The organism is Parabacteroides sp. KHUB-01 (genome assembly GCF_056640935.1).
In genome coordinates, this window is sequence record NZ_CM153256.1 from 266145 (window position 1) to 291663 (window position 25519).

At 42.6% G+C, this 25519-nt stretch carries 22 protein-coding genes and 2 pseudogenes; 13 read left to right on the plus strand and 11 right to left on the minus strand.

The features are described 5' to 3' along the window. Positions 1-32: 32 nt before the first annotated feature. From ACYIAR_RS01185 to ACYIAR_RS01200, 4 genes are all read left to right on the plus strand, one after another. Complete coding sequence (locus ACYIAR_RS01185) at positions 33-428, plus strand: plasmid mobilization protein (protein WP_048317552.1); 396 nt, start codon at positions 33-35, stop codon at positions 426-428. Between the two features lie 239 nt (positions 429-667). Continuing rightward, a complete protein-coding gene (locus ACYIAR_RS01190; protein ID WP_480331621.1) occupies positions 668-1690 on the plus strand; it encodes a relaxase/mobilization nuclease domain-containing protein in 1023 nt (340 codons plus the stop codon). Positions 1691-1709: 19 nt separating this feature from the next. Then, on the plus strand, positions 1710-2258 hold the full coding sequence (locus tag ACYIAR_RS01195; RefSeq protein ID WP_048317548.1) for a hypothetical protein: 549 nt from the start codon (positions 1710-1712) through the stop codon (positions 2256-2258). Positions 2259-2279: 21 nt separating this feature from the next. Then, positions 2280-2435 carry a hypothetical protein gene (locus ACYIAR_RS01200; RefSeq protein WP_153093198.1) on the plus strand — a complete coding sequence of 52 codons (156 nt, stop codon included), beginning with the start codon at positions 2280-2282 and terminating at the stop codon, positions 2433-2435. Between the two features lie 80 nt (positions 2436-2515). Here ACYIAR_RS01200 and ACYIAR_RS01205 read toward each other — a convergent pair whose 3' ends face one another. Beyond that, positions 2516-2878, minus strand: coding sequence for a hypothetical protein (locus ACYIAR_RS01205; RefSeq protein WP_053078087.1), 363 nt, complete (start codon positions 2876-2878; stop codon positions 2516-2518). Between the two features lie 119 nt (positions 2879-2997). Between ACYIAR_RS01205 and ACYIAR_RS01210 the strand changes: the two genes are divergently transcribed. The 3 genes from ACYIAR_RS01210 (at position 2998) to tet(X) (ending at position 7352) form a co-directional block, all read left to right on the plus strand. Further along, positions 2998-4284: an IS1380 family transposase gene (locus tag ACYIAR_RS01210; protein WP_048318236.1), complete on the plus strand. Its 1287-nt coding sequence runs from the start codon at positions 2998-3000 to the stop codon at positions 4282-4284. Between the two features lie 325 nt (positions 4285-4609). After that, positions 4610-5590 carry an IS30-like element IS4351 family transposase gene (locus ACYIAR_RS01215; RefSeq protein WP_005794072.1) on the plus strand — a complete coding sequence of 327 codons (981 nt, stop codon included), beginning with the start codon at positions 4610-4612 and terminating at the stop codon, positions 5588-5590. A 595-nt stretch (positions 5591-6185) separates the two neighbouring features. Continuing rightward, on the plus strand, positions 6186-7352 hold the full coding sequence (tet(X), locus tag ACYIAR_RS01220) for a tetracycline-inactivating monooxygenase Tet(X) (RefSeq protein ID WP_081106166.1): 1167 nt from the start codon (positions 6186-6188) through the stop codon (positions 7350-7352). A gap of 212 nt (positions 7353-7564) precedes the next feature. Here tet(X) and erm(F) read toward each other — a convergent pair whose 3' ends face one another. The 5 genes from erm(F) to ACYIAR_RS01245 all read right to left on the minus strand — a co-directional run bounded on the left by erm(F) (position 7565) and on the right by ACYIAR_RS01245 (position 10679). Then, entirely contained in the window at positions 7565-8365 is an 801-nt protein-coding gene (erm(F), locus tag ACYIAR_RS01225; protein WP_480331626.1) for a 23S rRNA (adenine(2058)-N(6))-methyltransferase Erm(F), read from the minus strand. A 10-nt stretch (positions 8366-8375) separates the two neighbouring features. Next, a complete protein-coding gene (locus ACYIAR_RS01230) occupies positions 8376-8633 on the minus strand; it encodes a hypothetical protein (RefSeq protein WP_117719809.1) in 258 nt (85 codons plus the stop codon). A gap of 39 nt (positions 8634-8672) precedes the next feature. Next, positions 8673-9353, minus strand: a complete 681-nt coding sequence (locus tag ACYIAR_RS01235) for a UpxY family transcription antiterminator (protein WP_049129570.1) — start codon at positions 9351-9353, stop codon at positions 8673-8675. Between the two features lie 715 nt (positions 9354-10068). Next, entirely contained in the window at positions 10069-10509 is a 441-nt protein-coding gene (locus ACYIAR_RS01240) for a retropepsin-like aspartic protease (protein ID WP_048316574.1), read from the minus strand. Positions 10510-10511: 2 nt separating this feature from the next. Continuing rightward, positions 10512-10679: a hypothetical protein gene (locus ACYIAR_RS01245; protein WP_153877556.1), complete on the minus strand. Its 168-nt coding sequence runs from the start codon at positions 10677-10679 to the stop codon at positions 10512-10514. A 599-nt stretch (positions 10680-11278) separates the two neighbouring features. Here ACYIAR_RS01245 and ACYIAR_RS01250 point away from each other — a divergent pair. From ACYIAR_RS01250 to ACYIAR_RS01275, 6 genes and pseudogenes are all read left to right on the plus strand, one after another. Then, positions 11279-12604 (plus strand): annotated as a pseudogene (locus tag ACYIAR_RS01250) (TraG family conjugative transposon ATPase); the annotation flags it as partial. Between the two features lie 4 nt (positions 12605-12608). Next, positions 12609-15122, plus strand: a complete 2514-nt coding sequence (locus ACYIAR_RS01255; protein ID WP_480331630.1) for a hypothetical protein — start codon at positions 12609-12611, stop codon at positions 15120-15122. Beyond that, the gene (locus ACYIAR_RS01260; RefSeq protein WP_258899078.1) at positions 15119-15850 is read left to right on the plus strand and encodes a hypothetical protein; all 732 of its coding nucleotides are present in this window, start codon (positions 15119-15121) and stop codon (positions 15848-15850) included. The genes ACYIAR_RS01255 and ACYIAR_RS01260 overlap by 4 nt, the downstream gene beginning before the upstream one ends. 1 nt (position 15851) lies before the next feature. Next, positions 15852-16610 (plus strand): DUF5045 domain-containing protein, encoded by a 759-nt coding sequence (locus ACYIAR_RS01265; RefSeq protein ID WP_480331632.1) that lies wholly within the window; start codon positions 15852-15854, stop codon positions 16608-16610. A 25-nt stretch (positions 16611-16635) separates the two neighbouring features. Further along, positions 16636-17466, plus strand: coding sequence for a phage antirepressor (locus ACYIAR_RS01270; RefSeq protein WP_258899076.1), 831 nt, complete (start codon positions 16636-16638; stop codon positions 17464-17466). Further along, positions 17456-18181: pseudogene (locus tag ACYIAR_RS01275) on the plus strand (hypothetical protein); the annotation flags it as partial. The gene ACYIAR_RS01270 and the pseudogene ACYIAR_RS01275, both read left to right, overlap by 11 nt. Before the next feature lie 316 nt (positions 18182-18497). Here the strand turns inward: ACYIAR_RS01275 and ACYIAR_RS01280 are convergent. The 5 genes from ACYIAR_RS01280 to ACYIAR_RS01300 form a co-directional block, all read right to left on the minus strand. Further along, entirely contained in the window at positions 18498-20582 is a 2085-nt protein-coding gene (locus tag ACYIAR_RS01280) for a fimbrillin family protein (RefSeq protein ID WP_195305240.1), read from the minus strand. 151 nt (positions 20583-20733) lie between these two features. Next, positions 20734-21690 carry a fimbrillin family protein gene (locus ACYIAR_RS01285; protein WP_480331634.1) on the minus strand — a complete coding sequence of 319 codons (957 nt, stop codon included), beginning with the start codon at positions 21688-21690 and terminating at the stop codon, positions 20734-20736. 53 nt (positions 21691-21743) lie between these two features. Further along, positions 21744-22790, minus strand: a complete 1047-nt coding sequence (locus ACYIAR_RS01290; RefSeq protein ID WP_480331636.1) for a DUF5119 domain-containing protein — start codon at positions 22788-22790, stop codon at positions 21744-21746. Then, on the minus strand, positions 22787-24061 hold the full coding sequence (locus tag ACYIAR_RS01295) for a DUF3575 domain-containing protein (RefSeq protein WP_005867860.1): 1275 nt from the start codon (positions 24059-24061) through the stop codon (positions 22787-22789). Before ACYIAR_RS01295 ends, ACYIAR_RS01290 begins: the two co-directional genes overlap by 4 nt. Before the next feature lie 245 nt (positions 24062-24306). Continuing rightward, a complete protein-coding gene (locus ACYIAR_RS01300) occupies positions 24307-25512 on the minus strand; it encodes a tyrosine-type recombinase/integrase (RefSeq protein WP_005867861.1) in 1206 nt (401 codons plus the stop codon). Positions 25513-25519 lie beyond the last annotated feature (7 nt).

The window sequence follows — 25519 nt, forward strand, 5'->3', positions numbered from 1 at the left end:
ATCAAGTATAAACTTTATAAACCCCATCTACAATGACAAAAGACAAGAATAACAACACGGAGAAAACCTCAAGGAAGAGACCTCCGAAGACCAGACACATTGACGTTCGTTTCACAGAAGAACACTACGACTTGGTAGTACATAATGCCCGACTGTCAGGCAGGAGCAAGAGCACATATCTTCATGACTTAGGCATCGGACACAAGCCATCCCTACCCATGACCGCAGAGCAGGAGGAAGCCTTGAAGGGCTTAATCGGGGCAAGGTCTGAACTGGTTTATGTGCGCAATGCGCTTCATGCCCTGCCACAGACCGAGAGACTAAAACTCTTCAAGAGAGCCGACTTCATGGAACGTTGGCTTCAAGGCATCAACACCCTGATAGAGGAATTGAGCCGCATTAGAGACAAATTCTTGGATATGTTATGATAGCAAAAGCGTCAGCAATTCAGCATGGTCAGGCAATGACCAATTACGCAACCAAAAACAATCGCGCGGACATCGTCAAGACCAACCATCTCAGCGAGGGTCTGCCGCCGATGGGCATGTGGGACGAGATGGTGCTGCATCAGTCCATGTTCAAGCAGAGGTATGCCAAGAAGCCCATCGAACTGACGTCCATCCGCTTTGAGCTTTCCCCATCTGAGGAGGAGGCACGTAACTGGACTATGGAGGACTGGAGAAGATTCCTTGACGAGTTCATTCGTGAGATGGATGGTATCTCCAAGGTGAACCACATCGGCAAGAAGAAAGGCAAGGCTGCAACTTCGGTCAAGCCGACCAACATAGCCAACTCCCAATATTTTGCCGCCCTTCACCGTGACTCCAAGAGTGGCATTCCCCACCTGCATCTGGTGGTGAACCGCATCGACATGGACGGTAATCTCAATGATGTGAAGTTCATCGGTGAGCGTGCCGTGATGGCTGCGAAAGCCATCAATCAGCGTCATGGTTGGAAGGATGCCATGGATATTCGTCAGGAACGCATTGCAGAGGTGACCAAAGCCTGTATGGATGTGCTGCGTTCAATGCCGTTCTTTGATTGGGATGAATATGCCGACCGATTGAGGGCAAAGGGATATGACATCGAGCTTATCCGTGACAAGAATGGTCAAGGCAGGGTGCATGGCTACCGCTTCAAGTTCGGAAAAACTACCATCAAGGCTTCCGAACTGGGTGTAGGAAGGAATCTCACCGCATCGAAAATCGGGAATACCTTCCGCAAGCTGCACCCTCAGCCAACACCTGTTGCAGTTGGTCAAAGACCTTCTCCTTCTGTTTCAAACGCTACCACATTGGACAGCAGAAATACGGCATCGCAAGGTGGTCTGTCTCGTACAAGCAATGTTGCCAAACCTGACCTTCCTGCCGGATTGAGAAAGATTATTGAAGTCGATGGTGAGCGTTTCAGCATAGTCATGCCGAGAACTGCTTACGACACGATGAACAGTTGTATCGAAGTTCCCGAGAATGGATCCGCAAGCCACACTGACATTCTGAATGTAGCCATGCTGCTCTTCATGAACTACCTTGATGCTGCCACATCGATGTCTGAGTCATGTGGTGGCGGTGGCAGTCCTGGCAGTGGCTGGGGACGTGATAAGGACGATGATGACCGTGAATGGGCAAGACGTTGCGCAATGCAAGCAAACACACTCTGCAAGCCGATAAAGAGAGGCATGAAACGATAACTTTTCAAACAAGAACGGTATGGGAAGAAACAAGAAAGATGCCACACAGGATGTGCTTAACCTGTACAATCAGATGCAGGAGGACGAGAACATCGAGAGTGGCAAGGAAGAAATCAAAGTGACCCTGAAAGAGATTGAATCAGCCAAGAAAGCACTCTATGAGGCAAAGGAGGAACTGGGCAATGCCTATCGGAGGTTGGAATCAACGAAAGTGGCACTTATGGCTGCCCACAGGAGCACGGACAACATCGTGGATAGTATATGCCATGCCATAGTCAAGGCAGAGCAGAGCAACCTCAAAGTCGGCATCAACGATGAAGGAGTTGCCCAGTTGGATAAGCGGAACAACACCGCCATTTCTGCTTTCAAGCAAGCCCTTGACGAGCATGAGAAGCGGATAAACGACCTGTTCACTCACCAGCAGAAAGAGCTTAAACGAATCCGCAATATCGAGGAGGGTGCATACTTCAACGGTAGCACCTATGCCTGGATGTTCGGCTTGGCTTTCCTAAGTTGGTCTATCATCTTTGTTGAAATCACCATTTGGATATGCATCACACTTTTTTAGAAAACTCAAAACATCAGAATCATGACAGACAACGAATACAGCAAGGCAAGAAAAGCCGCTGTTGATGCCCTTATCTACTGGGCAAAGACAGGCATGAGAGAGTTCACCATGCGTGACGCAGTAAACGACTATCTGGAGGCGAGCGGTGCTAACCGCCCCTCCATCGGTGGCGAATAGACCATCCTTGCACACAGAAAAAATGCAGCCAACCGACTGGCGATTGACTGCATATACAATTCATTTTGCAATAAGATTACTTACTTTCCCTCTTTTCCATCGGTTTTATTAGATGAGTTTGTTTTTGTAGTTGCTGTTTTTGATGAGGTTGCTCGTGGAAGAAGAGTTGGATTAGAGCCTATTGACCAACGATTATTCTTCGGTTGCGACGGAGGAACATTTGTGTTTGTGCGACTGGTTTCTTTTCGCTTTTGTTCCGCTTTTCTTTTTTCCTCTGCTCTTCTCCTCGCATTTTCCCGTTCTAAAGCAATGCGATTACGTTCATTAATCTCATGAAGACGTTGATTGTTTATCCTTTGTTGCTCTTGTTGGAATCGTCTCTCATTTTCTTTTCTAATTTGTTCATTACGTTCTTCTTCAAGATATCCTAAATTCCGCAGCATTTTAGTTTAACTTATTTTATAAGTACCTGAGCAACAAAAAGTTGCTCAGGATTTTGCCATGTCAGATTTTTCACCTATCTTAGTGTTGCAAATCAAAATATGTATCAAACCCGACAGACATGGCAAAGGTAGCAATAAAATCTGAGAAACTCTCTCCTTTTGGAGGAATTTTTTCAATAATGGAGCAATTTGACTCCAATCTCTCATCTGTAATCGACTCAACCCTCGGTATGAGATGTAGGCTGTATGGTTATCAATACAGCGAAATCATCCGTTCGCTTATGAGCGTTTATTTCTGTGGCGGCTCATGCATAGAGGATGTCACCACTCATCTGATGTACCACCTCTCGCTTCATCCGACATTTCGCACATGCAGTGCCGACACGATTCTCAGAGCCATAAAGGAACTGACCCAGGATAACATTTCCTACACATCCGACACTGGCAAGACCTACGACTTCAACACGGCAGACATGCTGAATACACTGCTCCTCAATTGCCTATTGTCCACAGGGCAGCTGAAAGAGGGCGAGGGGTATGACGTTGACTTCGACCACCAGTTCATAGAGGCTGAGAAGTTTGATGCGAAACCCACATACAAGAAGTTTCTCGGGTACCGTCCAGGTGTGGCTGTCATTGGCGACATGATTGTCGGCATAGAGAACAGCGACGGCAACACTAACGTTCGTTTCCACCAGAAGGACACGTTGAGGAGATTCTTTGAGAGGATTGAACAGAAAGGATTGACAGTCAATCGTTTCAGGGCAGATTGCGGATCCTGCTCAGAGGAAATTGTGGAAGAGGTCGGAAAGCATTGCATGACTTTCTATATCCGCGCCAACCGCTGCGGTTCGCTCTACGATGACATCTTTGCACTCAGAGGGTGGAAGAGAGAGGAACTGGGCGGCATTGAGTTTGAACTGAACTCCATTCTTGTTGAGAAATGGAAAGGGAGGGCATACCGTCTTGTAATCCAAAGGCAGAAGCGAATTGACGGTGAGATTGACCTGTGGGAAGGCGAATACACCTACCGCTGCATCCTTACAAATGACTACGAGTCTTCCGAGAAAGAGATTGTCAAATTCTATAACCTCCGTGGAGGGAAGGAACGCATCTTCGATGAAATGAATAACGGATTCGGCTGGAACAGGCTTCCAAAATCCTTCATGGGAGAAAACACGGTGTTTCTTCTGCTTACGGCACTCATACGCAACTTCTATAAATTCATCATGGCGAGGCTTGACGTGAAGAGGTTCGGACTCAAAGCAACAAGCCGCATCAAGGCGTTTGTCTTCAAGTTCATCTCTGTGCCAGCCAAATGGGGCAGGACATCAAGGCAGTATGTGCTGAATATCTATTCATGCAACAACGCTTATGCTGATGTGTTCCAGAATGACTTTGGATAACACCGACAACTTATGGTCGTGACTTTGCGTATTGCCTCAAGTCGCATGGTGGGGTAAGGGGCGTTTATATGTCTTTATGGTGACATTCGATGCACTGTGCCCCCTTTTTACTAACGATGCAGATTATTTTCGCTTCTGTATCATATAGGCGCGTAGTTGCGGATTTGAGGTTATAAATGCAACTTTTTGGGTGCGGATAATAAGCAATAAAAACATTTATTTTTCAGAGAGGAAAGAGAGACAATGTCCCCCTTTCTCTCACTCTGAATGGATAAAGTTTGCTATCTTTGCTTTAATTGTCCGTCCAAAGAAAAAAAAGTTGCAGATGAGCAAACATATAACCGAGGAACAAAGGTATGCAATTTCTATGATGTTGCAAATACCGATGAGCAAAAAAGCAATAGCGGAAGCTATCGGAGTAGATAAAAGCACTGTTTACAGGGAGATAAAGCGCAATTGCGACGCCCGAAGTGGTAGCTATAGCATGGAGCTTGCCCAGCGAAAAGCAGACAGGCGCAAGCAGCAAAAACATCGCAAGGAAGTGCTTACACCGGCAATGAGAAAACGGATAATAAAGCTGTTGAAGAAAGGATTCAGCCCGGAGCAGATTGTCGGCAGGAGCCGCTTGGAGGGAATTGCGATGGTATCTCACGAAACGATATATCGCTGGATTTGGGAGGATAAGCGGCGGGGTGGCAAACTGCACAAATATCTTCGCAGACAAGGTCGCAGGTATGCCAAACGTGGTTCTAAAAATGCAGGGCGAGGATTTATCCCAGGCAGGGTGGATATTGATGAGCGTCCCGAGATAGTGGAACTGAAGGAGAGATTTGGTGATTTAGAGATAGATACAATTATTGGTAAGAACCACAAAGGTGCCATTCTTACCATTAACGACAGAGCAACAAGCAGGGTCTGGATACGCAAGTTGTCGGGAAAAGAAGCCATCCCGGTAGCTAAGATTGCAGTATGGGCACTGCGGAAAGTGAAAAACTTAATACACACAATTACGGCTGACAATGGAAAGGAGTTTGCAAAGCACGAGGAAATTGCGCAAAAATTGGAAATAAAATTCTATTTTTGCAAACCATACCACTCATGGGAACGTGGTGCCAATGAAAACACCAACGGGCTTATCAGGCAGTATATCCCAAAGGGTAAGGACTTTAGTGAAGTAACCAACAAACAGATTAAGTGGATTGAAAATAAACTCAATAATCGACCTCGTAAAAGACTTGGATACCTCACGCCAAACGAAAAATTTAAACAAATTATTAATCAGAATTCTGTTGCATTTGCAAGTTGAATTCAGCCTTGAATTCAAATCACAGAGAAGTGAATAGACAGTATTACCCGACAGAGCAACTACGACAAAGCAATGCCATCAAAAAAAATGACAGCACACACAAAGCATAGACTGATTGTCTTGCCCTAAAAGATTGATTGGAATTTATTCAGGACTGCCTATCACTTAGATAGAAGTCCAAGGTCTGCTGAAATACATAATTCAAAAATTGAAATTGCTTGACTGCAAATTTAGTAACTTTGCTTGACAAATTAACGAGAAAGAAGAGAAAATGAAAGCCGACCGCATAACATCACCTATACGCAAGCAGGGGGTTCGTGCTTCGTAAGACAGGAAAGTGGTAAATTTAAAGTTCAGTTCATCGTAGGTAGCTTAGTGGTAAAAATCCCTGCCTGCGTATAGCTGCAAACCGTTGTTAGCAATCCGCTGCGCTCCTTGCTAACAATGGCTCGGCGACTTACGTCGCTTGCCGTAAGCCGCCGCTTCGCGGACTGCTTACAACAAGCGACTTGGCTAAATAGCTCCGCTTTTGTATCTTCGATACAGCTTCGCTACTTCGCCAATTCGCCGAGCCATTGTTATGGGCCATTTTTGAATGACAATGCGAATAGATACAGACAAACAAATGAATTTACTTAGTGATAAGAACGTTGCAATAATTGGTGGTGGACCCGTTGTACTGACTATGGCAAAATTATTACAGCAAAACGGCATAGACGTTTCAGTTTACGAAAGAGACAACGACCGAGAGGCAAGAATTTTTGGTGGAACCCTTGACCTACACAAAGGTTCAGGTCAGGAAGCAATGAAAAAAGCGGGATTGTTACAAACTTATTATGACTTAGCCTTACCAATGGGTGTAAATATTGCTGATAAAAAAGGCAATATTTTATCCACAAAAAATGTAAAGCCCGAAAATCGATTTGACAATCCTGAAATAAACAGAAATGACTTAAGGGCTATCTTGTTGAATAGTTTAGAAAACGACACGGTTATTTGGGATAGAAAACTTGTTATGCTTGAACCTGGTAAGAAGAAGTGGACACTAACTTTTGAGAATAAACCGAGTGAAACAGCAGATTTGGTTATTCTTGCCAATGGCGGGATGTCCAAGGTAAGAAAATTTGTTACCGACACGGAAGTTGAAGAAACAGGTACTTTCAATATACAAGCCGATATTCATCAACCAGAGATAAACTGTCCTGGATTTTTTCAGCTATGCAATGGAAACCGGCTAATGGCATCTCACCAAGGTAATTTATTATTTGCTAACCCCAATAATAATGGTGCATTGCATTTTGGAATAAGTTTTAAAACACCTGATGAATGGAAAAACCAAACGCAGGTAGATTTTCAAAACAGAAATAGTGTCGTTGATTTTCTTCTGAAAGAATTTTCCGATTGGGACGAACGCTACAAAGAATTGATTCATACGACGTTGTCATTTGTAGGATTGGCTACACGGATATTTCCTTTAGAAAAGCCTTGGAAAAGCAAGCGCCCATTACCCATAACAATGATTGGGGATGCCGCACATTTGATGCCGCCTTTTGCAGGGCAGGGAGTAAATAGTGGGTTGGTGGATGCCTTGATATTGTCTGATAATCTAGCCGATGGAAAATTTAATAGCATTGAAGAGGCTGTTAAAAATTATGAACAGCAAATGTTTATCTATGGCAAAGAAGCACAAGAAGAATCAACTCAAAACGAAATTGAAATGTTTAAACCCGACTTTACGTTTCAGCAATTGTTAAATGTATAAAATGGAATAAAACGGCACATAACAAACAAATTGGCAATAGAGCCGGTGAAGTACTTCTATTGAACTTTTGTGCAATGTTGAAGATTAGTAATTCTATTCAACATTTGTGCTAAAAGTCGGCTCCATCGCCAATTTGCCAGCCGTTATGCGGCAGCTTAAAAAAAGACGACACCAAACCAAAAAAATCATCTTGACAACCACCCGACTTTGAACTACGAAGGATGAAATTTTTCAGGGACAACTTCCAGCATTTCCAAAAAACAGTTTAACCATTGACTTGGAGACAAACAAACAATTTGAGCATTAAGGTTTAAACCGAATTTTTCCGAAATTGACCTGACCTGACTTTTCCTGAAAATCGACTTTAAAGCTGTTTTTACAGATAAATCAGGTTTCTCTAACAGACAGGAAATAAATGCTAAGTATTTGGCTTTAAACTTAAAATCAAAAAATAAGTGTTTTCTTTTAATGTTTAACAGGGCTGATTTGACAGTTGGCGGTGGCAAGAAACTTTCAGGACCTACCTCATAGACAAGTTTCAAATCAAAAAAAGTATGATAGAGAACGGTATATGGATTGTAAAGCTTCCTCGAAAATAACTTTTGTGTAGGTTCTAATTGAAGGACAATGGAACCTCCCAGAAAATTTCCAAGACTCTCAAACATCAGGATTTTGAAAATATCGGAAGTAATGCCATAAGGAATATTTGACACCACTTTGAAAGGAAATTTCGGAACTGCAAAATTCCTAAAATCACAACCGACAACTTGAACATTTCGGGCATCAGAAAATAATTTTCGTAAATGTTCAACCAAAGCTGTGTCGTTTTCAATAGCAACAACATTGTTGGCGATTTTTAATAAATGAACAGTAAGAAACCCCTTGCCTGCCCCAATATCTAAAACCGTATCCTGATTACTTATATTTGCTTGTCTTATTGCATCTTTTATTAGCACTTTATCAATAGTAAAGTGCTGACCCGTAAAACGAACGGGCAATTTCTTTTTTGTCATTAGTAACTTCTTACAGGTGAATACTTCTTGAGTTCAACTTATACCTTAATTCCGCAACACTATTATAAATATAACTTTTTAAGGTGTTGAAGCAACTGTTCATACAACGGTTGTTACATCCTGCGCATGACATTGCATTTGCAGTTTCTGACAAGATAGGACTTGACAGGAGAGCTGCACCAGCCAAAATAGGCAGAGCACCTTTAGCGGCTCTCTTAAAGAACTCACGACGAGACTGAAGTTCTTCATTCTTACCATTTTTCTTCATAAAATAAAAAATTTAAATTAAACAATATGCCTTTCGGCATTATTTGACAATCTCAATAAAATCAGTAGGAATATACGCAGTAGCGACAAGGCACAATCCCGAGATCTCAACAACAATTCTTTGTTGTCCTGCTATTCTGGCAACTTTTCCAACCACTCCCTTGAAGTCACCAGCTATTACTCGTACTTTATCTCCACTTTTATAGTGACACTGTTCCGCTGTAACAATGCGTACATGCTCACTATCAGTACTTGTTGCTTTGATAAAATTTATCATTGCATTGTATGGTATAATAAGCGGAGGATTTTTACCGTTTGCCTCTGGAGGAAGCGTCTTATCCAAATAATATTTTATAAAAGAGATTGGGGCATCAACTGTCTTTTTCACAAAACTGTCTGATTGTTCCCTTGTGGCGTATATAAAAAGAAAGTTGGGAAGAAGAGGCTGTTGTATTCGCTTCTTCTTCCCAGCAATCACTTTTAGTACATAGTGCATCGGCACGTATGTCTTAATATCATTCTTCTTTGCTTTCTCTACGGCTGCATTTACCCTGTTATAAGTAGCACGAAGAACAAACCAGTTGTAACCTTCCTGCTGGACATATTCCGAGGACACCCCTGTTTGTGAGCTTTGGGCTTCGGGGGAGACATTGGAGGCAAATCCAATGTGAGGAGGTGAATCGCAACCTCGTTTGGTATGCGCATTAAGCAATGCGTTCATATCGGCTTATATGTCGTTGCTCGTTAATAGCAATATAGACATAAAAAGAGCGTGGAAACGTCTGTTGTCTATTCCACAGTCTGAGGCTCTAGCAATTGCCTATCATAGTTGAACAGACAACGTCAGAGCCCACGCCGATATGAATAATCATTTCCATTAGGAGACCATAATAAACAATTGTTGTGCCCGAAAAGGTACAATCCGTGCTTACAGGTCTCCGCAGGAGCGATATTATCACACCCGGGACATCTACCGTTGGCTTTGCTCAAGACTATGATAACTGTTAATTTGCTAGATTACAGACTGTCTTAAACAGAGCGTTAGTAAACGCCTTCATTATGTCTGGACTATCTTTCCCACCCAATGCCCGCTTTGTACCGCTTTGTCATTATGACTCCGCCATACTCAGCACGGCGTAGGCTGCCTTGTATGCCATCACGAAAGAACACGTCTAACCTCAATGGCTATAAACATGGCGATAATAGTCCGCTGCAAAAGTACAAAGAAAATCTCAATACAACCTCATTTTGTTATGGAAAAGTATGTATAAACCTTAAATTTAACCATAATTAACTAAATTCTTGCTCAAATCTCGTATATTTTGTGTAAGGAAATGGCCTCTTATTGGCGTAAAAAGCAAAAGACAGATGCGAATGTCACATCTGTCATTATTGTTGTCGCACATGTCTTTCTTGAAAGAAAGCCTATGGCTGGTTTATTTCAGAATGATTTTCTCCTTTGCTGGATGACATAAGGAGAATGTACTTTTGCCGTCTTTGTTTGTATAGCAGAAGTCGCATGAATTTATAATATCCATGCCAATCACCACATCATAGTCTGAATTGTCGTTAAGCAGAGCCTGAACATTCAACTCTGCTGTTCCTGTTGGAAGGATAACATGAACAAGGTAAGTCCAGGATTCGACATCACCTCCTGCACTCGAAATAAGAGCCTTGTTCTTCGGTTGTAACCCTAAAGCATTTACAACTTCCTGTGAAATCAATGTATTGGTCGCTCCTGTGTCCCACAATACATTTTCAACTTGGCAATGAACAGGAACAGCCACGTTTGCCGACAAATCTACGGCTGGACAGATAATGACGTTTGTAAGAATAGCCTCTGGCTGGGATTCGTATTCTTTTGTATATACAGCCATTCCTACCTCAACTCAATTTTTCCCGTATATGAAGTTTGTTGAGGAACAGGCTCGTCAGTGATAAGGCGAACCAAACGGACATAACCTGTCCGTGCAGCTCTATTTCCGTTAATGACGGGAGCCTGAACTGCGGTTGCAAAATCTATTGTCTTGTTCTTTATAACTTTCATATACCTACAATTTAAAAAATGTCCCGCTGGGTACGCTGTTCTTATGGGAAGCGAGCGGGATTTGTCAATGCAAAGGTAGGCATTCAATTCCAAAAAACCAAACAATTGGAAGAAAAACTAATCTAACTACCCTAAATTTAACATTTTATCAGGAAAACTACTAAACAATGAATACGTCTTTCAAACGCTATTCTATTGCCGCCGAATTATTAACCTGCATTGTCTATCAGCAATATATGCCGACTGAGATACAACTGAGGTACAAGACATCCATTTTCGCCCAATGTTGAAGCCACCAAGAAGGCTCTCTCATCCCTCTTTTTCTTTTTCGATTGTCACACTCTTTATGGCTGATGGAGGTGGGACTTATTATCAAAAATGCGCTCTTTGGATAGCAATCAGCCAAAATTACCCAAAATATTTTCATAAATAATCTTAAAACCACTTTTTACCCCTGTCATAGTTTTTTCTCTTTGCCGAGTGCTTTGAACTATAGATTTTCGCCTGTTCAAAATTTGTACCGTTTTGAATTTGTTGTTTTCAAGAGAGTGCTGTAGCTCAGCGTGTTAGGAGATATAAAAAGGCTTCCACATGCATGCCATATGAATAGTGTTGTAAGACAGCTCTGGGAGCAGAACACAGACATTGTTATGGTAGATACTGGTAACTCTTACGAAGGTCTTTGTGAATATGTGGGCGGTAAGTATATAGCATATACTGATGAGAAACCTATTACGATGAACCCTTTCAATATAAGTAAGCAGGAGTTAAATATCGAGAAGATAGACTTTTTGAAGAACTTGATACTGCTTATATGGAAAGGCTCAGACAGTCAGATACCGGAACTTGAGTTCCGCGTAGTCGAACAGCTGATTACAGAATACTATGATTTCTACTTCAATGGAGCACAACCCTACACGTCTTCACAAAAGGATTCTATTAAGAAGAATCTTACAACAATGGAGAAAAGACGAGGTACAGACTTGATGCAAATCCATGATAAGATTACCGATATGATATCGACATTGGAGAAGAGACGATTGGCATTGAACATAGAATCTCTGTCTTATGACACATTCTATGATTTTGCGTGCGAACGACTCGACCAGATTTGTGTGGAGAACAACATTACGACCATTGACTGTGACAACTTTGCATATATGCTTCAGAACTTCTATAAGGGAGGTAAGTATGAAAAGATCCTTAATGAGAATGTGGATTCTACGTTGTTTGATGAGACATTCATCGTGTTTGAAGTGGATGCAATCAAGGAAAACAAGCAGTTATTCCCGATTGTCACGCTCATCATTATGGATGTATTCCTTCAAAAGATGCGTCTGAAAAAGAACAGAAAATGTTTGGTCATTGAAGAGGCATGGAAAGCTATCGCCTCCCCTCTTATGGCCGAATACATCAAGTATCTGTATAAGACAGCAAGAAAGTTCTGGGCTAGCGTTGGAGTTGTCACTCAGGAAATCCAGGATATTATCGGTAGTCCTATTGTGAAGGAAGCTATCATCAACAACTCAGATGTTGTGATGCTACTAGACCAAAGCAAATTCCGTGAACGATTTGATGAGATTAAGGCAATCCTTGGTTTGACAGATGTAGACTGCAAGAAGATCTTCACAATCAACAGACTTGAGAATAAGGAAGGTAGAAGCTTCTTCCGAGAAGTATTTATCAGACGTGGTTCAACAAGTGGTGTCTATGGAGTTGAAGAGCCTAAAGAATGTTACATGACCTATACAACAGAACGTGCAGAAAAGGAAGCATTAAAACTGTACAAGGCTGAACTTAAGTGTAGTCATCAAAAAGCTATTGAAGCCTATTGCAGAGATTGGAATGCAAGCGGTATAGAGAAATCACTTCCATTTGCACAGAAGGTAAATAGTAATGGTAAAGTACTAAATATCAATAATTAAAAAAATGAAACGACACTTGTTCATAATAATCATACTGGCAACAGTTTCAGTTCATAGGACGTATGCCCAATATTACAGCATCAACTATGACACAAAAACTGTTGCTGCGATGGCTGCTGCCTTTGGAACAGAGGTGGTGGCAGAGAGTTATTACAATGAACAAGTAGCAGCTATACTCAAACATTATAGTGCAGCAGAAGTTGCTACGGCTGGCATTTTTGCAAGTAAGTTCCTAGAAAGGAAGGCGTTGACAGACCTTGGTATATGGAGCAGTGCCACAGAGAACTATTACTACCGACGCATTTACCACATGGTAGCAAACAAGATTATACCAAAGATATGGATTGTTGCTGGTCAAATGCTCCGTTCACCACATAATGCAATCTATTGGGGCAGTTATCTAGTGAAGATTTGTGACGAGGTTAAGACTCTTTGTATGCAGTTTGAAAGCGTTGTAACAAATAGCACCCTTTCATTCAAAGATGTCATGTTCCTTGAGTTTAAGAGTGAGATTGCCCAAATATTCAGACTGTCAGAGATCGGGAATATAGACTGGGAGCGTTTTTTTAACGATTTGAGTAAAGTACCCAACAATTTCAACTCAGAAAACTTAAAAGCAGATATAGATCACCTATATCGTGTAGGTGCCAACCTTGCTTCTGCTGGCATAACAAATCTTGGAGATGCATTATTACAGCAAAGCAACTTCCATGAACTTATCAATGGGAATGTATCCAAAGTAAAGGATATATACGACAACTATAGTGTATTATTTGAGCAACTGGAACATAACACAGGTAATACCTTGCTTGCTTTGGTTGGAGGAAAGGACAATGTTGCAGGGCTTTTTCAGCTGAGTGATTATAATCTTACATCATGGATGACTGATTATCTTGAACAGACTAAAGGTAACTATTACACCCAGCGTTGGTATATCGCCCGTAGAGACCAAGGAACAGAGACACTATGTGATTACTATCCTCCTACTGATGATAACAGCATATTAAATGGCAGTCAATGGGTGCGTTTTAACACATCAGATGCCAGTTTCTATCCGAATGCTCAACAAAGAGAACAAGTGTTATCCAATTCTGAAAGTTATGCAGGATGGTCAAGAAGCAAGGTTAACAATCTTAATTCTAAGAATGACGGCTATAACTATACCATCAACTATTACATGTCAGGGTATCTGATTAACAAAGGCAGTAAGTTAGTAAAGAAAGCCTATGCGTATGAAATCCATGTATATAGAAGTTGGAATAACGAAGAAGTGGTTTATGAAGACTACTTCGATTCATATACCATGGATCTGAATACATTCAAGGCTCAGATGAATGCCAAACTATCCGAGTATAATGAAAACGAAGAAGGATATGTTTATTATCTGGAATCTGACAGCAAGAACTACTATCAGGCTTCAGATGAGATGAAACTACAAGGTTGTGAGACCGTAACGATAAGCGTTACCTGTTCCGATGGAGCATTGCTTGGTCAAGGTTCAACACAATATAAGTGTCGCCAATGTGGAAGTTCTTTGAACGCTCATAGCAAAAGCTGTGCTATGACAACTACCATCTCAGAGAATGATGTTGACCTTTCTGAACTTCATCAAATGAAAACAGAAGCGGACAACAAAGTATCACTTCTTCAAACGCAGATCAATCAGCTTGAAACAGAGAATAAAGAACTGCTGAAGTTAATATCTGAAGCAAGCATAGAGGATGCAGTTGCACTTAGACAACGCTATAATCAGAATAAGGATACGATTGATGAACTACGTTCAGAACTAACGACTTGGCAACAGAAACAATCTGAAATCAATGACGCAATGAACGAAGCTGGTCAGGATAATGATGTAGCAACTGATGATTATTATAGAATACCGGCCATTATGCAAGATTGTAAAATCGCATATAATCTTACATGGCAAGATAACGGTAATTGGAGTGGATATACGTTCATTCGTAAAGCTACGATGCCTAACATAAATGGCATTATAACCTTTAGTGCAACCTTGAAGATTGCGAGAAAACCCAAATACTTTTTGGGCATAAAGATTCATAGAGCCATACTACAAATTAACTGGGAACTTACTTCCGAGTACTCGCAGACACATGTGGCAGAGGTTATAACTCTCAATCACGATATGTCTGAAGCTGAGAAAAAGAAAATTGTCAACGACAAAATCTCTGAGATAGCAAGGCAATATCCAAACTGTAAGATAACAACAGAATACTCATATAGTGAACCTATCGAGGAGGAGCCGAACAACGATGTAATTCATCTTCTTTGGTCCAGTGACAGACTTGAGATTGCACGTGAAGTTGACTCTAGAATAACTAAAATCTATGCGGACTTGGTTTCGCTTGAAAAGATGATGCATTACAAAAGAGACATTGTAGATGTGCTTAAGGATGTTCTTCCTCCTTTGGAATATGATTTAGGAAGAAGAAAAACGCTCATTGAAGAGTGCCATGACAGATGGATTGATAACGCTAAACTACGGAATAAGCCATGAAACAGAGATGTATCATTATAATCATGTTCATTTGTCTGATGCCTGGTGTCGCCAAAGCCCAATGGACGTTTGATGTTCTCTCCGTAGAAGCATACATCAACGACCATAAGAAGCAAAGAAGCTTATTGTTGGCTCGTTCAACATTGGAACATAGCAACAAACTTCTTCATGAGTATACTTCTGATGAAGTCGGTGGCTACAAAAATCTTAATGTGGATTTGGACAAATATACAAGAGCATTTGATGTCATTGATGTAATGTACCAATCCCTTAGAACTGCACTGAATGCACGAAGTACATATAGTGAGGTTAGCCAAAGGATTGTGGACTACAAAAATCTCTTGACAGACTTCAATGAAAAAGTGGTCAAACGAAAACATATCGAATTGGCAGACACGCTGATAATCTCAATCAATGCTAGGATGATAGAGAACGTGGCAGAAGAGGGAGAACATTTATTCAGGTCATTAAGCGATTTGGTGCTTTATGCGACAGGTGCTGCTGCATGTTCGACAGCAGATTTGATGTTAGTGCTGGATGCAATAAACAATTCAATGGACAACATTGAAAAGCTTTTGAACAGAGGGTATTACGAGACATGGAGATATATCCAGTTACGCATAGGATACTGGAAAGAAAAAGTATATAGGAAGAAAAGCAAACAGCAGATAATTAACGATGCCTTTGGCAGATGGAAAGATGCCGGGTATAACTATAACAACTATTGATATGAAAAGGTTTTTGTTGGCAATAACATTAGTAGTCAGTATGACCAAAGTTCATGCTCAGGTCTCTGTGACATATAACCATGACTCTCCAAAACAGAATCAGTTCACAGTCATGGAGGTGGGCACTGGAGCTTTAACGCCTGATGCCTATTATTGGGCATTACATAACAAGTATAGGAAGAATGCAGCTGTGAAAAATAAACTTGGTTATCGTACCACAGCAGGTATAGGATTATATAATCAAAAAGATGAAGCAGAAAAAATAGATTCTTCCTTGACCCAACGAGCCAAAATTGAGGCATTGAATGTTGCAGACAGACAGGTAGACCTTGCCTGGCAAGTAGAAGGTAACAAGATAACATCAGCAATGGAGAATTTTGGCATCAACATCAACCGTATTGTTGCTGTGGGAGGAACACCAAATGAAAGAGAGCGTTGGGATGGACTCTTTGACATGTATAATTGTGCAATAAGAGCAACAAGAGAGGCATACATGCCTAATGCTCAGCGTAAGAAGGAGTACCTGAAGATATATGCAGAAGTTGAAAGTCAAAACGATTTATTGATCAAGTACTTAGTACAACTTCACAACCGTTCACAAACCACAGAGATTTTAGAAGCAGAGAATCCTGTAAAAGTCAATAAAGCAGCCATTGCAGCTTCAGCAATGTCCCGATGGAAATCATCCAGTCAAAAAGGAGGAAGTGGAAACGGAGGAAATTCAAATGGTAACGATAATGAAGAGGTGATTATTAAATAGGTGTGTAACAAAAAAAAGAAAAACAATGAAGAATCAGTTACAAATATTCCGCAATCCCGAATTTGGAGAAGTAAGAACTCAAGTCGACGAGAAAGGTGAACCTTGGTTTTGTGCAAAGGATGTTTGCGATGCGTTGAAACATACAAATAGCCGTAGAGCGATTGCTCAATTAGTAGATGAGGGGGATGTAACCAAACGTTACACCCCTACCTCTAGCGGTGACCAACTGATGACTTACATCAACGAGTCAGGACTCTATTCACTTATTCTATTCTCTAAGCTTGAGAGTGCAAAGCGATTTAAGCACTGGGTGACATCAGATGTTCTTCCTACAATTCGTAAGCGTGGAGCATTTTTTACTAATGATGCTCTTGAGCGTGCCGTAAGAGAGCCTGATTTCTTAATCAAACTTGCATCGGCCATAAAGCATGAGAGACAGCAAAAAGAGATGTATGCTCAAAAGTGTACAGAACAAGGTGAGACTATCAAGCAATTGGAGAAACAATCTGCATACGTTGATTATGTTCTGCAAAGCCCTGGCTTACTGAATATAAATCAGATTGCACAGGATTATGGCATCTCTGCACAATGCCTTAACAGTTTGTTAAGACAGCACTTAATTCAGTACAAGAGCAACAATCAATGGATCCTTTATGCGAAGTACAAAGACAAGGGATATGTGCACAGTACGACCCATATCTTAGACAATGGCATTGTGGTAATGCATACACAATGGACTCAAAAGGGACGATTATTTCTATATGAGCAATTGAAATCCTGGGGCTTCTATCCTATTATGGAGCAGCAAGATATGATTAAGAGAACAGACTTATTCTCAATGGACTATGGCAGATAATGGTATTATTTCAACTTTTGGGATCAACTTGTTGGAAGAAGAAATTGATGATGTAATCTTTCAAACCAATGAGTTTCTATGTGATGCCACTTTTACTGGTACGCAAGGCCCATTTTGGTGGATTCTTCAGATGTGTATGGCGTTAGCTGCACTATTTTCTATAATCGTTGCAGCAGGAATGACATATAAGATGATGGTCAAGAATGAGCCATTAGACATCATGAAACTGTTCAAGCCGTTGGCTATTTCGTTCATTTTATGTTGGTGGTATCCTCCAGCAGATACTGGAATGGCCAATAGCAACAGCAGTTGGTGCTTCTTGGATTTCTTGTCATACATCCCTAACTGTATAGGCTCTTATACGCATGACCTATATCAGGCTGAAGCAGCACAGATTACGGATAAGTTCGCTGAATTGGAAGAACTCATCCATGTCAGAGATACAATGTATAGTAATCTTCAGGCTCAAGCTGATGTAGCTCACTCAGGTATATCAGACCCAAACCTTATCGAAGCCACAATGGAACAGACTGGAGTCGAAGAGGTTACTAATATGGAAAAGGATGCCAGTAAGTTATGGTTCACGTCACTAACATCAGGTATCGTAGTTGGAATAGATAAGATTGTCATGCTCATAGCCCTGATTGTATTCCGCATCGGATGGTGGGCGACTAACCAATTCTACATTTTAATCATTTCATTATCAATTGTTTATATCTGATTTCTAAAGAAAGAGTAACAAAATAGCATCAAATGATGATTTTATTTGAAAGCAGATACAAAACGCACATGTTTTTCTAAAGAGAATGATTCATTATTGGGTTTTGCTTGCACATCATTTGTTTTCGCAAAGTTACGGGATTTTTCCGAATTATTCAATTGAAAATGCTTAATCATGATTAGTGTTACATAATCTTAAAGAGAGTCTTGTATAGTTTGATATTATAAACATGACAAACTCCCTCTTCAATTAAGAAAAGGGAGTTTGTCATTACAAGCCTTATGGCTGAATCACTTTTTACGTCCTCTTTTTAGGGCTTCTTACGGACAGCACGGACATGAATTACCTCGTTACGGTCCCATGGGTTAGTAGAACCTCCCGCCGTATATTTGTAAGCTGTGGTTCCCGGATTTGTGATAGCTGTAGATGTCCAATAATCACCAGACAGATTGTCGTTCATGCTAGAAGCTTCGTTTTGGGCGGGAAGATACCATACTATGTCGTTTTGTTCAAGCACCGGACGGTAAACAGTTCCATTTGCGTTAGATTCGACTTTTACTTTATATTTATTTTTCATTGCGCAAGCACGTGCTGCAAATTCTGTCGGATTGGTTGGTAATATTTTGTCAGCGACTCCGCCCCATGCTTCCAATTGATTCATAAGAGCTGAAGCCTCATTTATGCCATTGAAAGTATAAATCTCCCATGTATTCTGTGCTCCATCACTCGTACTGGTGGCAGTATTCAAATTCCTGAGTTCGCTAAAATTAATTGTTACTTTTCTTGCAGAACCAATTATCCCCTCAACTTTAATATATGTATAGCCAGAGAAGAAATTTAAATACCAACCTATTAATAAACGCCTCCATGAGGGTTGACTCATAAAATCATATGTTACTGTCATATCTGAATCCCAGTTGAATCCCCACGGATAATCTTTGTCCTGTATTCGTTCCACGCCTATGCCGTTGTTCCATGCCGGACAATATTGTGTAAACGAAAATTCTTTGGCCTCGTAATTTCCTTGAGCGACAGGTTTCAATGAAAGCGTGATATTACGGTCAGCTTCAGTTACGTTTTCTTTTAAGAATACGTATACCTGTACATCTCCTGTTGTTGTACTTGTCAATGTGCTTATTCCGTTATAACCATCAAGCCAATAGCCCGCATCCACAAGTGCTTGTACATCATTGCTTACAAATTTGTCTTTCTCCACGAAAGTGACATTAGTGGGATCATTAGACGTTAACGTCCAGCCTCCTGCCGGCAGCTTGTCATCACTCTTAATCGTAATCGGATAAATCACATAGTGCGCATCCTGCACTTCAGGTTGGGAAACAAATTCCAATTCATATTCCGGCGTGATGGAGAGTTTGTAAGTCACGGTAGTCCCCATAGTCCATTGCGTGTCTCCGATAGAGGCGGTAAGCGTGCGGTCAACACCTGAAGCATTGGTAAAGACGACTTTTATCATCGCATCTGCAGGCAGTATCTGCGGCAGCATCATGAATGTGCCTTCTGCGCTGGTGATTTCGTCTCCGTTGCCTTCATTTCCAGTTGTCTCTTTGTCCAAAGTCTGCGAGAAATCCGCAGTCGCATCACCGAGAGTCCATGCACCGTTAGCCATATTGTAGGTTCCGGCATTTTTGACACCTTTCAATGCCACGCTCTTAATCTGTCCGGGTTGCATCTGGCTGCCCACGGCAAAACGCACGGCGGTGCAGATGTGTTTGAAGGTGAGAGGTACGGCATTGTTATTGTCACCTCGTATCTCTGTGGTAGTGGCCACCACAATGTCTTTCTGTTCGGCTGCATTTGCTGGAACTGTATAGCTGAGTTCTTTGCTTTGCGGAGTGGATGGGGTGGTCAGCTTATCGGCATCCGTTGGTGCCCAAGCATAGAATTGGAACGAATGGTCTGCTCCCGGCCAATAATATATCTGATCCGTACTCCAAACGGAACCGTTATTGGCTGCATCCTCGTCCATATAGAACTGGTCAACAAGCGTTCCATTTTTACTCCAGTATGCCAGTACATGAAACTTCTCGAAATTATCTTTTGTGACAGGCACACCGCGTGTCAAGGTTTGTTCGTCCTCGAAGCCGGACACGTTGATACCGTCTGAAACAATGGCACGGACACAAAGCGTGTCTGCCGAGTTGTCCGACCGCAAAACGAAACGGCCAGCAGTATATCCTTCGTTATCACTATCGGCATATCCCCTTGTCTGTATGCTCTTATCGGACGATATGCCAAAACAAATGTTGTCACAGGCCTTCTCCGGATTTCCGTTTTCGAGAAAGTCCTCGTTATTGCACGAGAAAAGTAGCGTGCATAACAACATCGTTGCCATGCCGCCCGCCATCCAACTCGGATTTTTCTTATGTACCTTCATCTCTTCTGTTTTATATTTGTTGGCCAGAGGCAATACGCCCCGGCTGTTAGTGAGTGTAAGGGGACATTCAACCCCTTACACCCTGTAGGATTGCATCTCTATGGATAAGGCCGTTTTATTAAACCGGCTTTACGAGGATGCGAAATGAATCTTACTCAACGGTAATGTCATTATTAGTAAAAGCACCCCAAGGATCAACTTCTGCAGTAAATTCAATCTGGAAGAGCTCATCTTCTGTAATATTTTTCTCATTAAGTTCAGCGATGAAATTGTAGCTCTTGCTTTTCTCCATTCCGGTTGTAATAGTAGAGGTGTGCTGATATTCTGTTGTCGCTCCATTCTGATCCAATACTACTGTGAATTCGACTGTATATTCAGGTGCTGCGACAGGAATAAGGTACATGTGACTGGTCTCGGCAACACCTGTACCGGCAACGAGGTCTTTGACTGCATCGCTTGCAAAAACAACCGAGAGAGTTTTGTCAGCGTCTACAACAGTCCATGCGGTATTAGCTGCAGCCGGAGTAATTGTTCCGTTCTTGTAAGCATTCGTAATCCTTACATCCTTTACGCTGATTTTTGCTGCGGCGTTTTCAGGGAATGTGTTCTTGAAGGTAAATTTCACACGTGAAAGCATATGTCCGAATGTGAAGTTTACTTCTCCCGGGTTAGTGGTAACTTCAGCACCTGTTGTTTTATCAGCAGCTTTTGAATAAAGCAGGTCGGTTTCAGAGTCGCTGACGAAAGTGATGGTACCACCATCTTTTGCAGCGGCAAATGTAACCCCATTTTCACCTGACTTGGGAGCGATTGCCTCGAAAGCATAGGTGTAGCCGGGTTCCCAGTACTGGAGCGGTAAATAGGTTCCATTACCAGTAGCATCAACAGTTACGGCTTTTGCGTTGAAAATCGGAGCATCATCTCTCCAGCCGTACACTTCAATGGCACCAAGGTTAGTGATGTCAGTGTCTGTAGCACGGGTGCTTTTGTCAATAAATGATGAGAAACCGATGGCTTTTGTGTTTTGGGCCATTTCCACAGTCTCGTCGTTGCTGCAGCTTGCCAACATGGCTGTTGCCGCCAATCCAATCAAAAAGATTTTTTTCATTTGATTAAAAATTAAATTGTGAATAAAAATGTTTTGATAACTCTCTATGCAAATCAAAGAGGAAGTTCTATGTCCTCGTAATCTCCCCAGTCGTCCACATCCACATCGAAGCCGGAGCCGCCTTCCGTACCCTCTTCATCGGATATCTCGATGCCCTTCACCACGATGACACCTCCTTGCGGTTGCGCCGCCACCTGGTCGGTCACGTCGAAATCGAACGACTTGATTTTTCCGTTCTTCAAGCGTACTTCCAGATTCAGCCCGTACTTACGTCCGGCCCTTGTTCCGTAGTGTTCGTTAGGGAAATCAGGTATTCCGAAAGAACGCACCAAAGCCTGTGTGCCGAAATATTCCACCGTACAATCGTACAGTACGGTTGCGGCTTCATCTGACGTGCGCCCGCTGTTCAACCATACCGCCTGCGCCATGCCCGCTAACGCCCCGCGTGCCAATGACACATATTCCAGCCCGTGGCTGAACTCGTAACGTACCAGATAGGTGAATACCAATGGATGCATGGTGACAGGTATCACGTCGGTCTCGATCGAACGTTCTGCCACGTATGACTCCATGTAACTACCATAAAGCATATCGGGCTGGTTCACTGTATTCTCACTTTTTGTATCCATTAAGGAATTGCCGAGGTAAGAAGATCGGGTGCGAGAGCGAGTAGTCGCCTTTGCCGAAGCGAACGACTGCATTTCGTCGAACACGATGTATTCCGTGTCGTTGTTGTAGAACAGCAGGGAGTGTTCACCCGGTCTCATGTACACGACATCCCCCTCGGGCGCGATATTGATGATGTCATCTGAACCGTCCGTATTGTACACTTGCACACGCAACCCATCCGGCATTCCCGGGCGCAATGTGTTGTATTCCATACCGAACGATTCCTGCCATGTGGGATAGTTCTTCCAATCCGTACTCCCCTCGTGGGTGTATTGCCACTCTTTTTCGTATTCAGCTTCTATGCGTACCTCCGATTTCGTGGCATGCGGGTCATGGTCAAAACATAAGTCCTTGTGCTCGCAAGATGAAAACAGCATGAGCATTCCCGCACACAAAGGAACATATCTTCTAATTGTGTGTATCTTTTTCATTTTACGCCTCCTTTCTTATTGTTGCTGTTGCCCCTTCCGAGAAGCCATACCAGAGAGATTTCCGCTTTCGTCGGACCGAACCAGTGACGGTTCTTGGTTGCCTTCCATACATAGTGACCGTCCAAGGGGGTATATTCATAATATTTCCCTCCCCAGTAACCCACGCCCAGCGTGAAGTCGATGTTCAGACGGTTTGCGACGGGCAACGAGTAACCGTATTCCACGCCTGCCGCATAATTCGTCTTGTCCCAAAGTGTCCCACCGGGTTCACCGCCCATGTAACCTTTGCCTCCCCATTCGAAATCGTATGTGAATGCCTGCCCGTAAACACCTACGTGATGCCCCGTGAGTGGCTTTTCATTAGCTTTCTTTCCGAACCATTTACGCACGGCGATGTCACCGCCATAGATGCGCCAGTAACGGTGGTTGCTGTTCTTTTTCCACCAACCGTACATCCAGTTACCGGCGATTGACCAGTTCTTGCCCAAATAGAATTCCAACCCAATATTGGGAACGGCCAGCACGTCATAGAGCATATTGGTCTTGAGGGCCATGTAGAAAGGTTTTGAAGTTTCAGGGAAAAACGCCACGACCGTATCCGCTTTCTCTACAACGGATGTCGTGTCGGCAGGAGTCGGCACAACCGGGTCTTCCTTGACAACCGGTTTTTCCTCGATTATAGGCTTTTGGCGGATCGTCACGAGAATAACACTGGCATTCCGGATCTGATCAAAGAAATGTTTGTGCATGTAATGCCAAGTCCGGCCATATTGCAGCTCCATCAGGTGTTTCTTGCGGCTGTCAACCAGTACACCTTTATTATTATAGGTAAATTCGGGTACGTTGCGCAACACGTCCACCGCCTCTTCCTTGTGGGGCATATCGGACACCTCGACCAGCTCTGCAAGGCGTTCCCACGCGATAAATCCTTCGGGACGTGATATGATACCATCCGGAAGTGATATGCGTTCACGTACATAACGCTCCAAAGAATTGCGGCGTTTTTCCGCTAATTCCTTGTTTATTGCAAATCCGCCCTCGGGTGAAGCGGAACCGCAAAAAGACACTCCGACCAATTCGAGTGTATTGTCTTTTTTCACACTTTCCAGAAACGACACCACTTCGGACAGGCGTGTGGCGTTGTCACCATAAGCCGTGTCCAGTGTCGAGTCGCCGACCGGAAATCCGATACAGACCTCCTTCCGGCTCTCTTGCCCGAACGCCTGGATGCACCCGAGCAACATGAACGCTGATACTATTAAACCTCTCATGTGCATATTATCTTTATTTAAGTCCGTTTCTTATGAAGAAACGGGCGTCTTGCATAAGACATTGACAATCTGCACTATATCAGAGATTAAAGACTCGTTTGTTTGATAATAATTATGTTTTCGAGCACAACTTGTGAAAATTTCCATATTCCAATAGCATACTATTCTGGATTTTTTCATATTTTTACATCGGAAATCCGTTTCTTCATAAGAAACAGATAATTTTGTCTGACAATCATTCCCCCTTACAGATCCTTAATAATCAGTTCGTTTGCCCGGTCGATAGTGGACGTGTCAATCGAAGCCAGATATATCTGCGTGGTGGCTATGGAATCATGCCCGAGCGCATCCGAAATGACATTGACAGGTATATTCTTCGATTTGGCAATGGTCGCCCAAGCATGGCGGCTGACATACGTCGTGAGCGGTATCGGCAGTTTAACCATGCCGGCTATGGTTTTGAGGGATTTGTTTACGCGCCGCAATGCCGTTTCATACTGCCTGCGTTCATCACAGTGGGGACGGGTTATAATAGGAAGCAAGTAAGGGGAATCATTGCTTGAATAACGGTCAACCAGTTCTTTGATTGGTTTTATGATTTTGATGTGAAGCACTTGGTTCGTCTTATGCCGCCGGTAAGTCAGTATGCCGCTCTGAATGTCCGACTTCTTCAGGAACGCCGCGTCAATGAATGACATTCCCCTGCAAAGGAAAAGAAAAAGGAAGAGGTTGCGGGCAAATTCAAGATTGGGTTTTAGCGAGAGGTCAAGGTCTCTGATCCGTTTGATGTCACTGATTGATATGGCTCGTTTGCGAGTCTTCTCCACTCCGGTAAACACCGTGCGGAAAGGATTCCGGTCTATGGTCAGTTCTTGCTCCACGGCACGGTTATAGACTGCGCGGAGAATACGCATATAAAAGGAAATGGAATTGGGTACGACTCCCAACGAAGCCAAATATGCCTGATAATCCTCCATGAGTATGTGGTCTATTGCTTCCATCTGGATGTCCTCGTTATTACGGAACCGCTTGAAACTGCCGAGCGCGGCACTATAATTCTTGGCGGTACCGGAGTGATTCAACTGCCGTAACCGTTCGATGACACCCTCCATAAAAACAAAAAGGGTGTTCTCTTTTCCGGTACGCCGGAACTTTTCTACCACATCATCCGATGAATAATTACGGCTTAGGTTCTCGAACCGTTCTATGATTGCCGACAATCGTTCCATGTCCGAACGTAACTTCCGGGTTATCGACTGCACGATAGCTGCACGCCTGTCATTGCCTGCCGCTATCGGTTCGGAACACTTTTCGTCCCATTCGCGTGGGAACACTTTGTAACTGGTAGTGATCTGTCTGGCAATACGGCGGTGAGTTACCAGATAGACGATAGTGCCCGGACGGTCTTTGACCGTCGAGGGGCGGAATTTTGCTTTTACTGTCGTAGTCATACTTATA

Bases quoted from the DNA above. Each gene is read 5' to 3' on its own strand.
- ACYIAR_RS01265 (WP_480331632.1), top strand. From the start codon at position 15,852: ATGAAAAGGTTTTTGTTGGCAATAACATTAGTAGTCAGTATGACCAAA.
- ACYIAR_RS01210 (WP_048318236.1), top strand. From the start codon at position 2,998: ATGGCAAAGGTAGCAATAAAATCTGAGAAACTCTCTCCTTTTGGAGGA.
- ACYIAR_RS01240 (WP_048316574.1), bottom strand. From the start codon at position 10,509: ATGGCTGTATATACAAAAGAATACGAATCCCAGCCAGAGGCTATTCTT.
- ACYIAR_RS01300 (WP_005867861.1), bottom strand. From the start codon at position 25,512: ATGACTACGACAGTAAAAGCAAAATTCCGCCCCTCGACGGTCAAAGAC.
- ACYIAR_RS01235 (WP_049129570.1), bottom strand. From the start codon at position 9,353: ATGAACGCATTGCTTAATGCGCATACCAAACGAGGTTGCGATTCACCT.
- ACYIAR_RS01285 (WP_480331634.1), bottom strand. From the start codon at position 21,690: ATGAAAAAAATCTTTTTGATTGGATTGGCGGCAACAGCCATGTTGGCA.
- ACYIAR_RS01255 (WP_480331630.1), top strand. From the start codon at position 12,609: ATGAAACGACACTTGTTCATAATAATCATACTGGCAACAGTTTCAGTT.
- ACYIAR_RS01270 (WP_258899076.1), top strand. From the start codon at position 16,636: ATGAAGAATCAGTTACAAATATTCCGCAATCCCGAATTTGGAGAAGTA.
- ACYIAR_RS01205 (WP_053078087.1), bottom strand. From the start codon at position 2,878: ATGCTGCGGAATTTAGGATATCTTGAAGAAGAACGTAATGAACAAATT.
- ACYIAR_RS01190 (WP_480331621.1), top strand. From the start codon at position 668: ATGGAGGACTGGAGAAGATTCCTTGACGAGTTCATTCGTGAGATGGAT.
- ACYIAR_RS01260 (WP_258899078.1), top strand. From the start codon at position 15,119: ATGAAACAGAGATGTATCATTATAATCATGTTCATTTGTCTGATGCCT.
- ACYIAR_RS01280 (WP_195305240.1), bottom strand. From the start codon at position 20,582: ATGAAGGTACATAAGAAAAATCCGAGTTGGATGGCGGGCGGCATGGCA.
- ACYIAR_RS01245 (WP_153877556.1), bottom strand. From the start codon at position 10,679: ATGAAAGTTATAAAGAACAAGACAATAGATTTTGCAACCGCAGTTCAG.
- ACYIAR_RS01185 (WP_048317552.1), top strand. From the start codon at position 33: ATGACAAAAGACAAGAATAACAACACGGAGAAAACCTCAAGGAAGAGA.
- ACYIAR_RS01230 (WP_117719809.1), bottom strand. From the start codon at position 8,633: ATGAAGAAAAATGGTAAGAATGAAGAACTTCAGTCTCGTCGTGAGTTC.
- ACYIAR_RS01195 (WP_048317548.1), top strand. From the start codon at position 1,710: ATGGGAAGAAACAAGAAAGATGCCACACAGGATGTGCTTAACCTGTAC.
- ACYIAR_RS01295 (WP_005867860.1), bottom strand. From the start codon at position 24,061: ATGAGAGGTTTAATAGTATCAGCGTTCATGTTGCTCGGGTGCATCCAG.
- ACYIAR_RS01215 (WP_005794072.1), top strand. From the start codon at position 4,610: ATGAGCAAACATATAACCGAGGAACAAAGGTATGCAATTTCTATGATG.
- ACYIAR_RS01200 (WP_153093198.1), top strand. From the start codon at position 2,280: ATGACAGACAACGAATACAGCAAGGCAAGAAAAGCCGCTGTTGATGCC.
- ACYIAR_RS01290 (WP_480331636.1), bottom strand. From the start codon at position 22,790: ATGAAAAAGATACACACAATTAGAAGATATGTTCCTTTGTGTGCGGGA.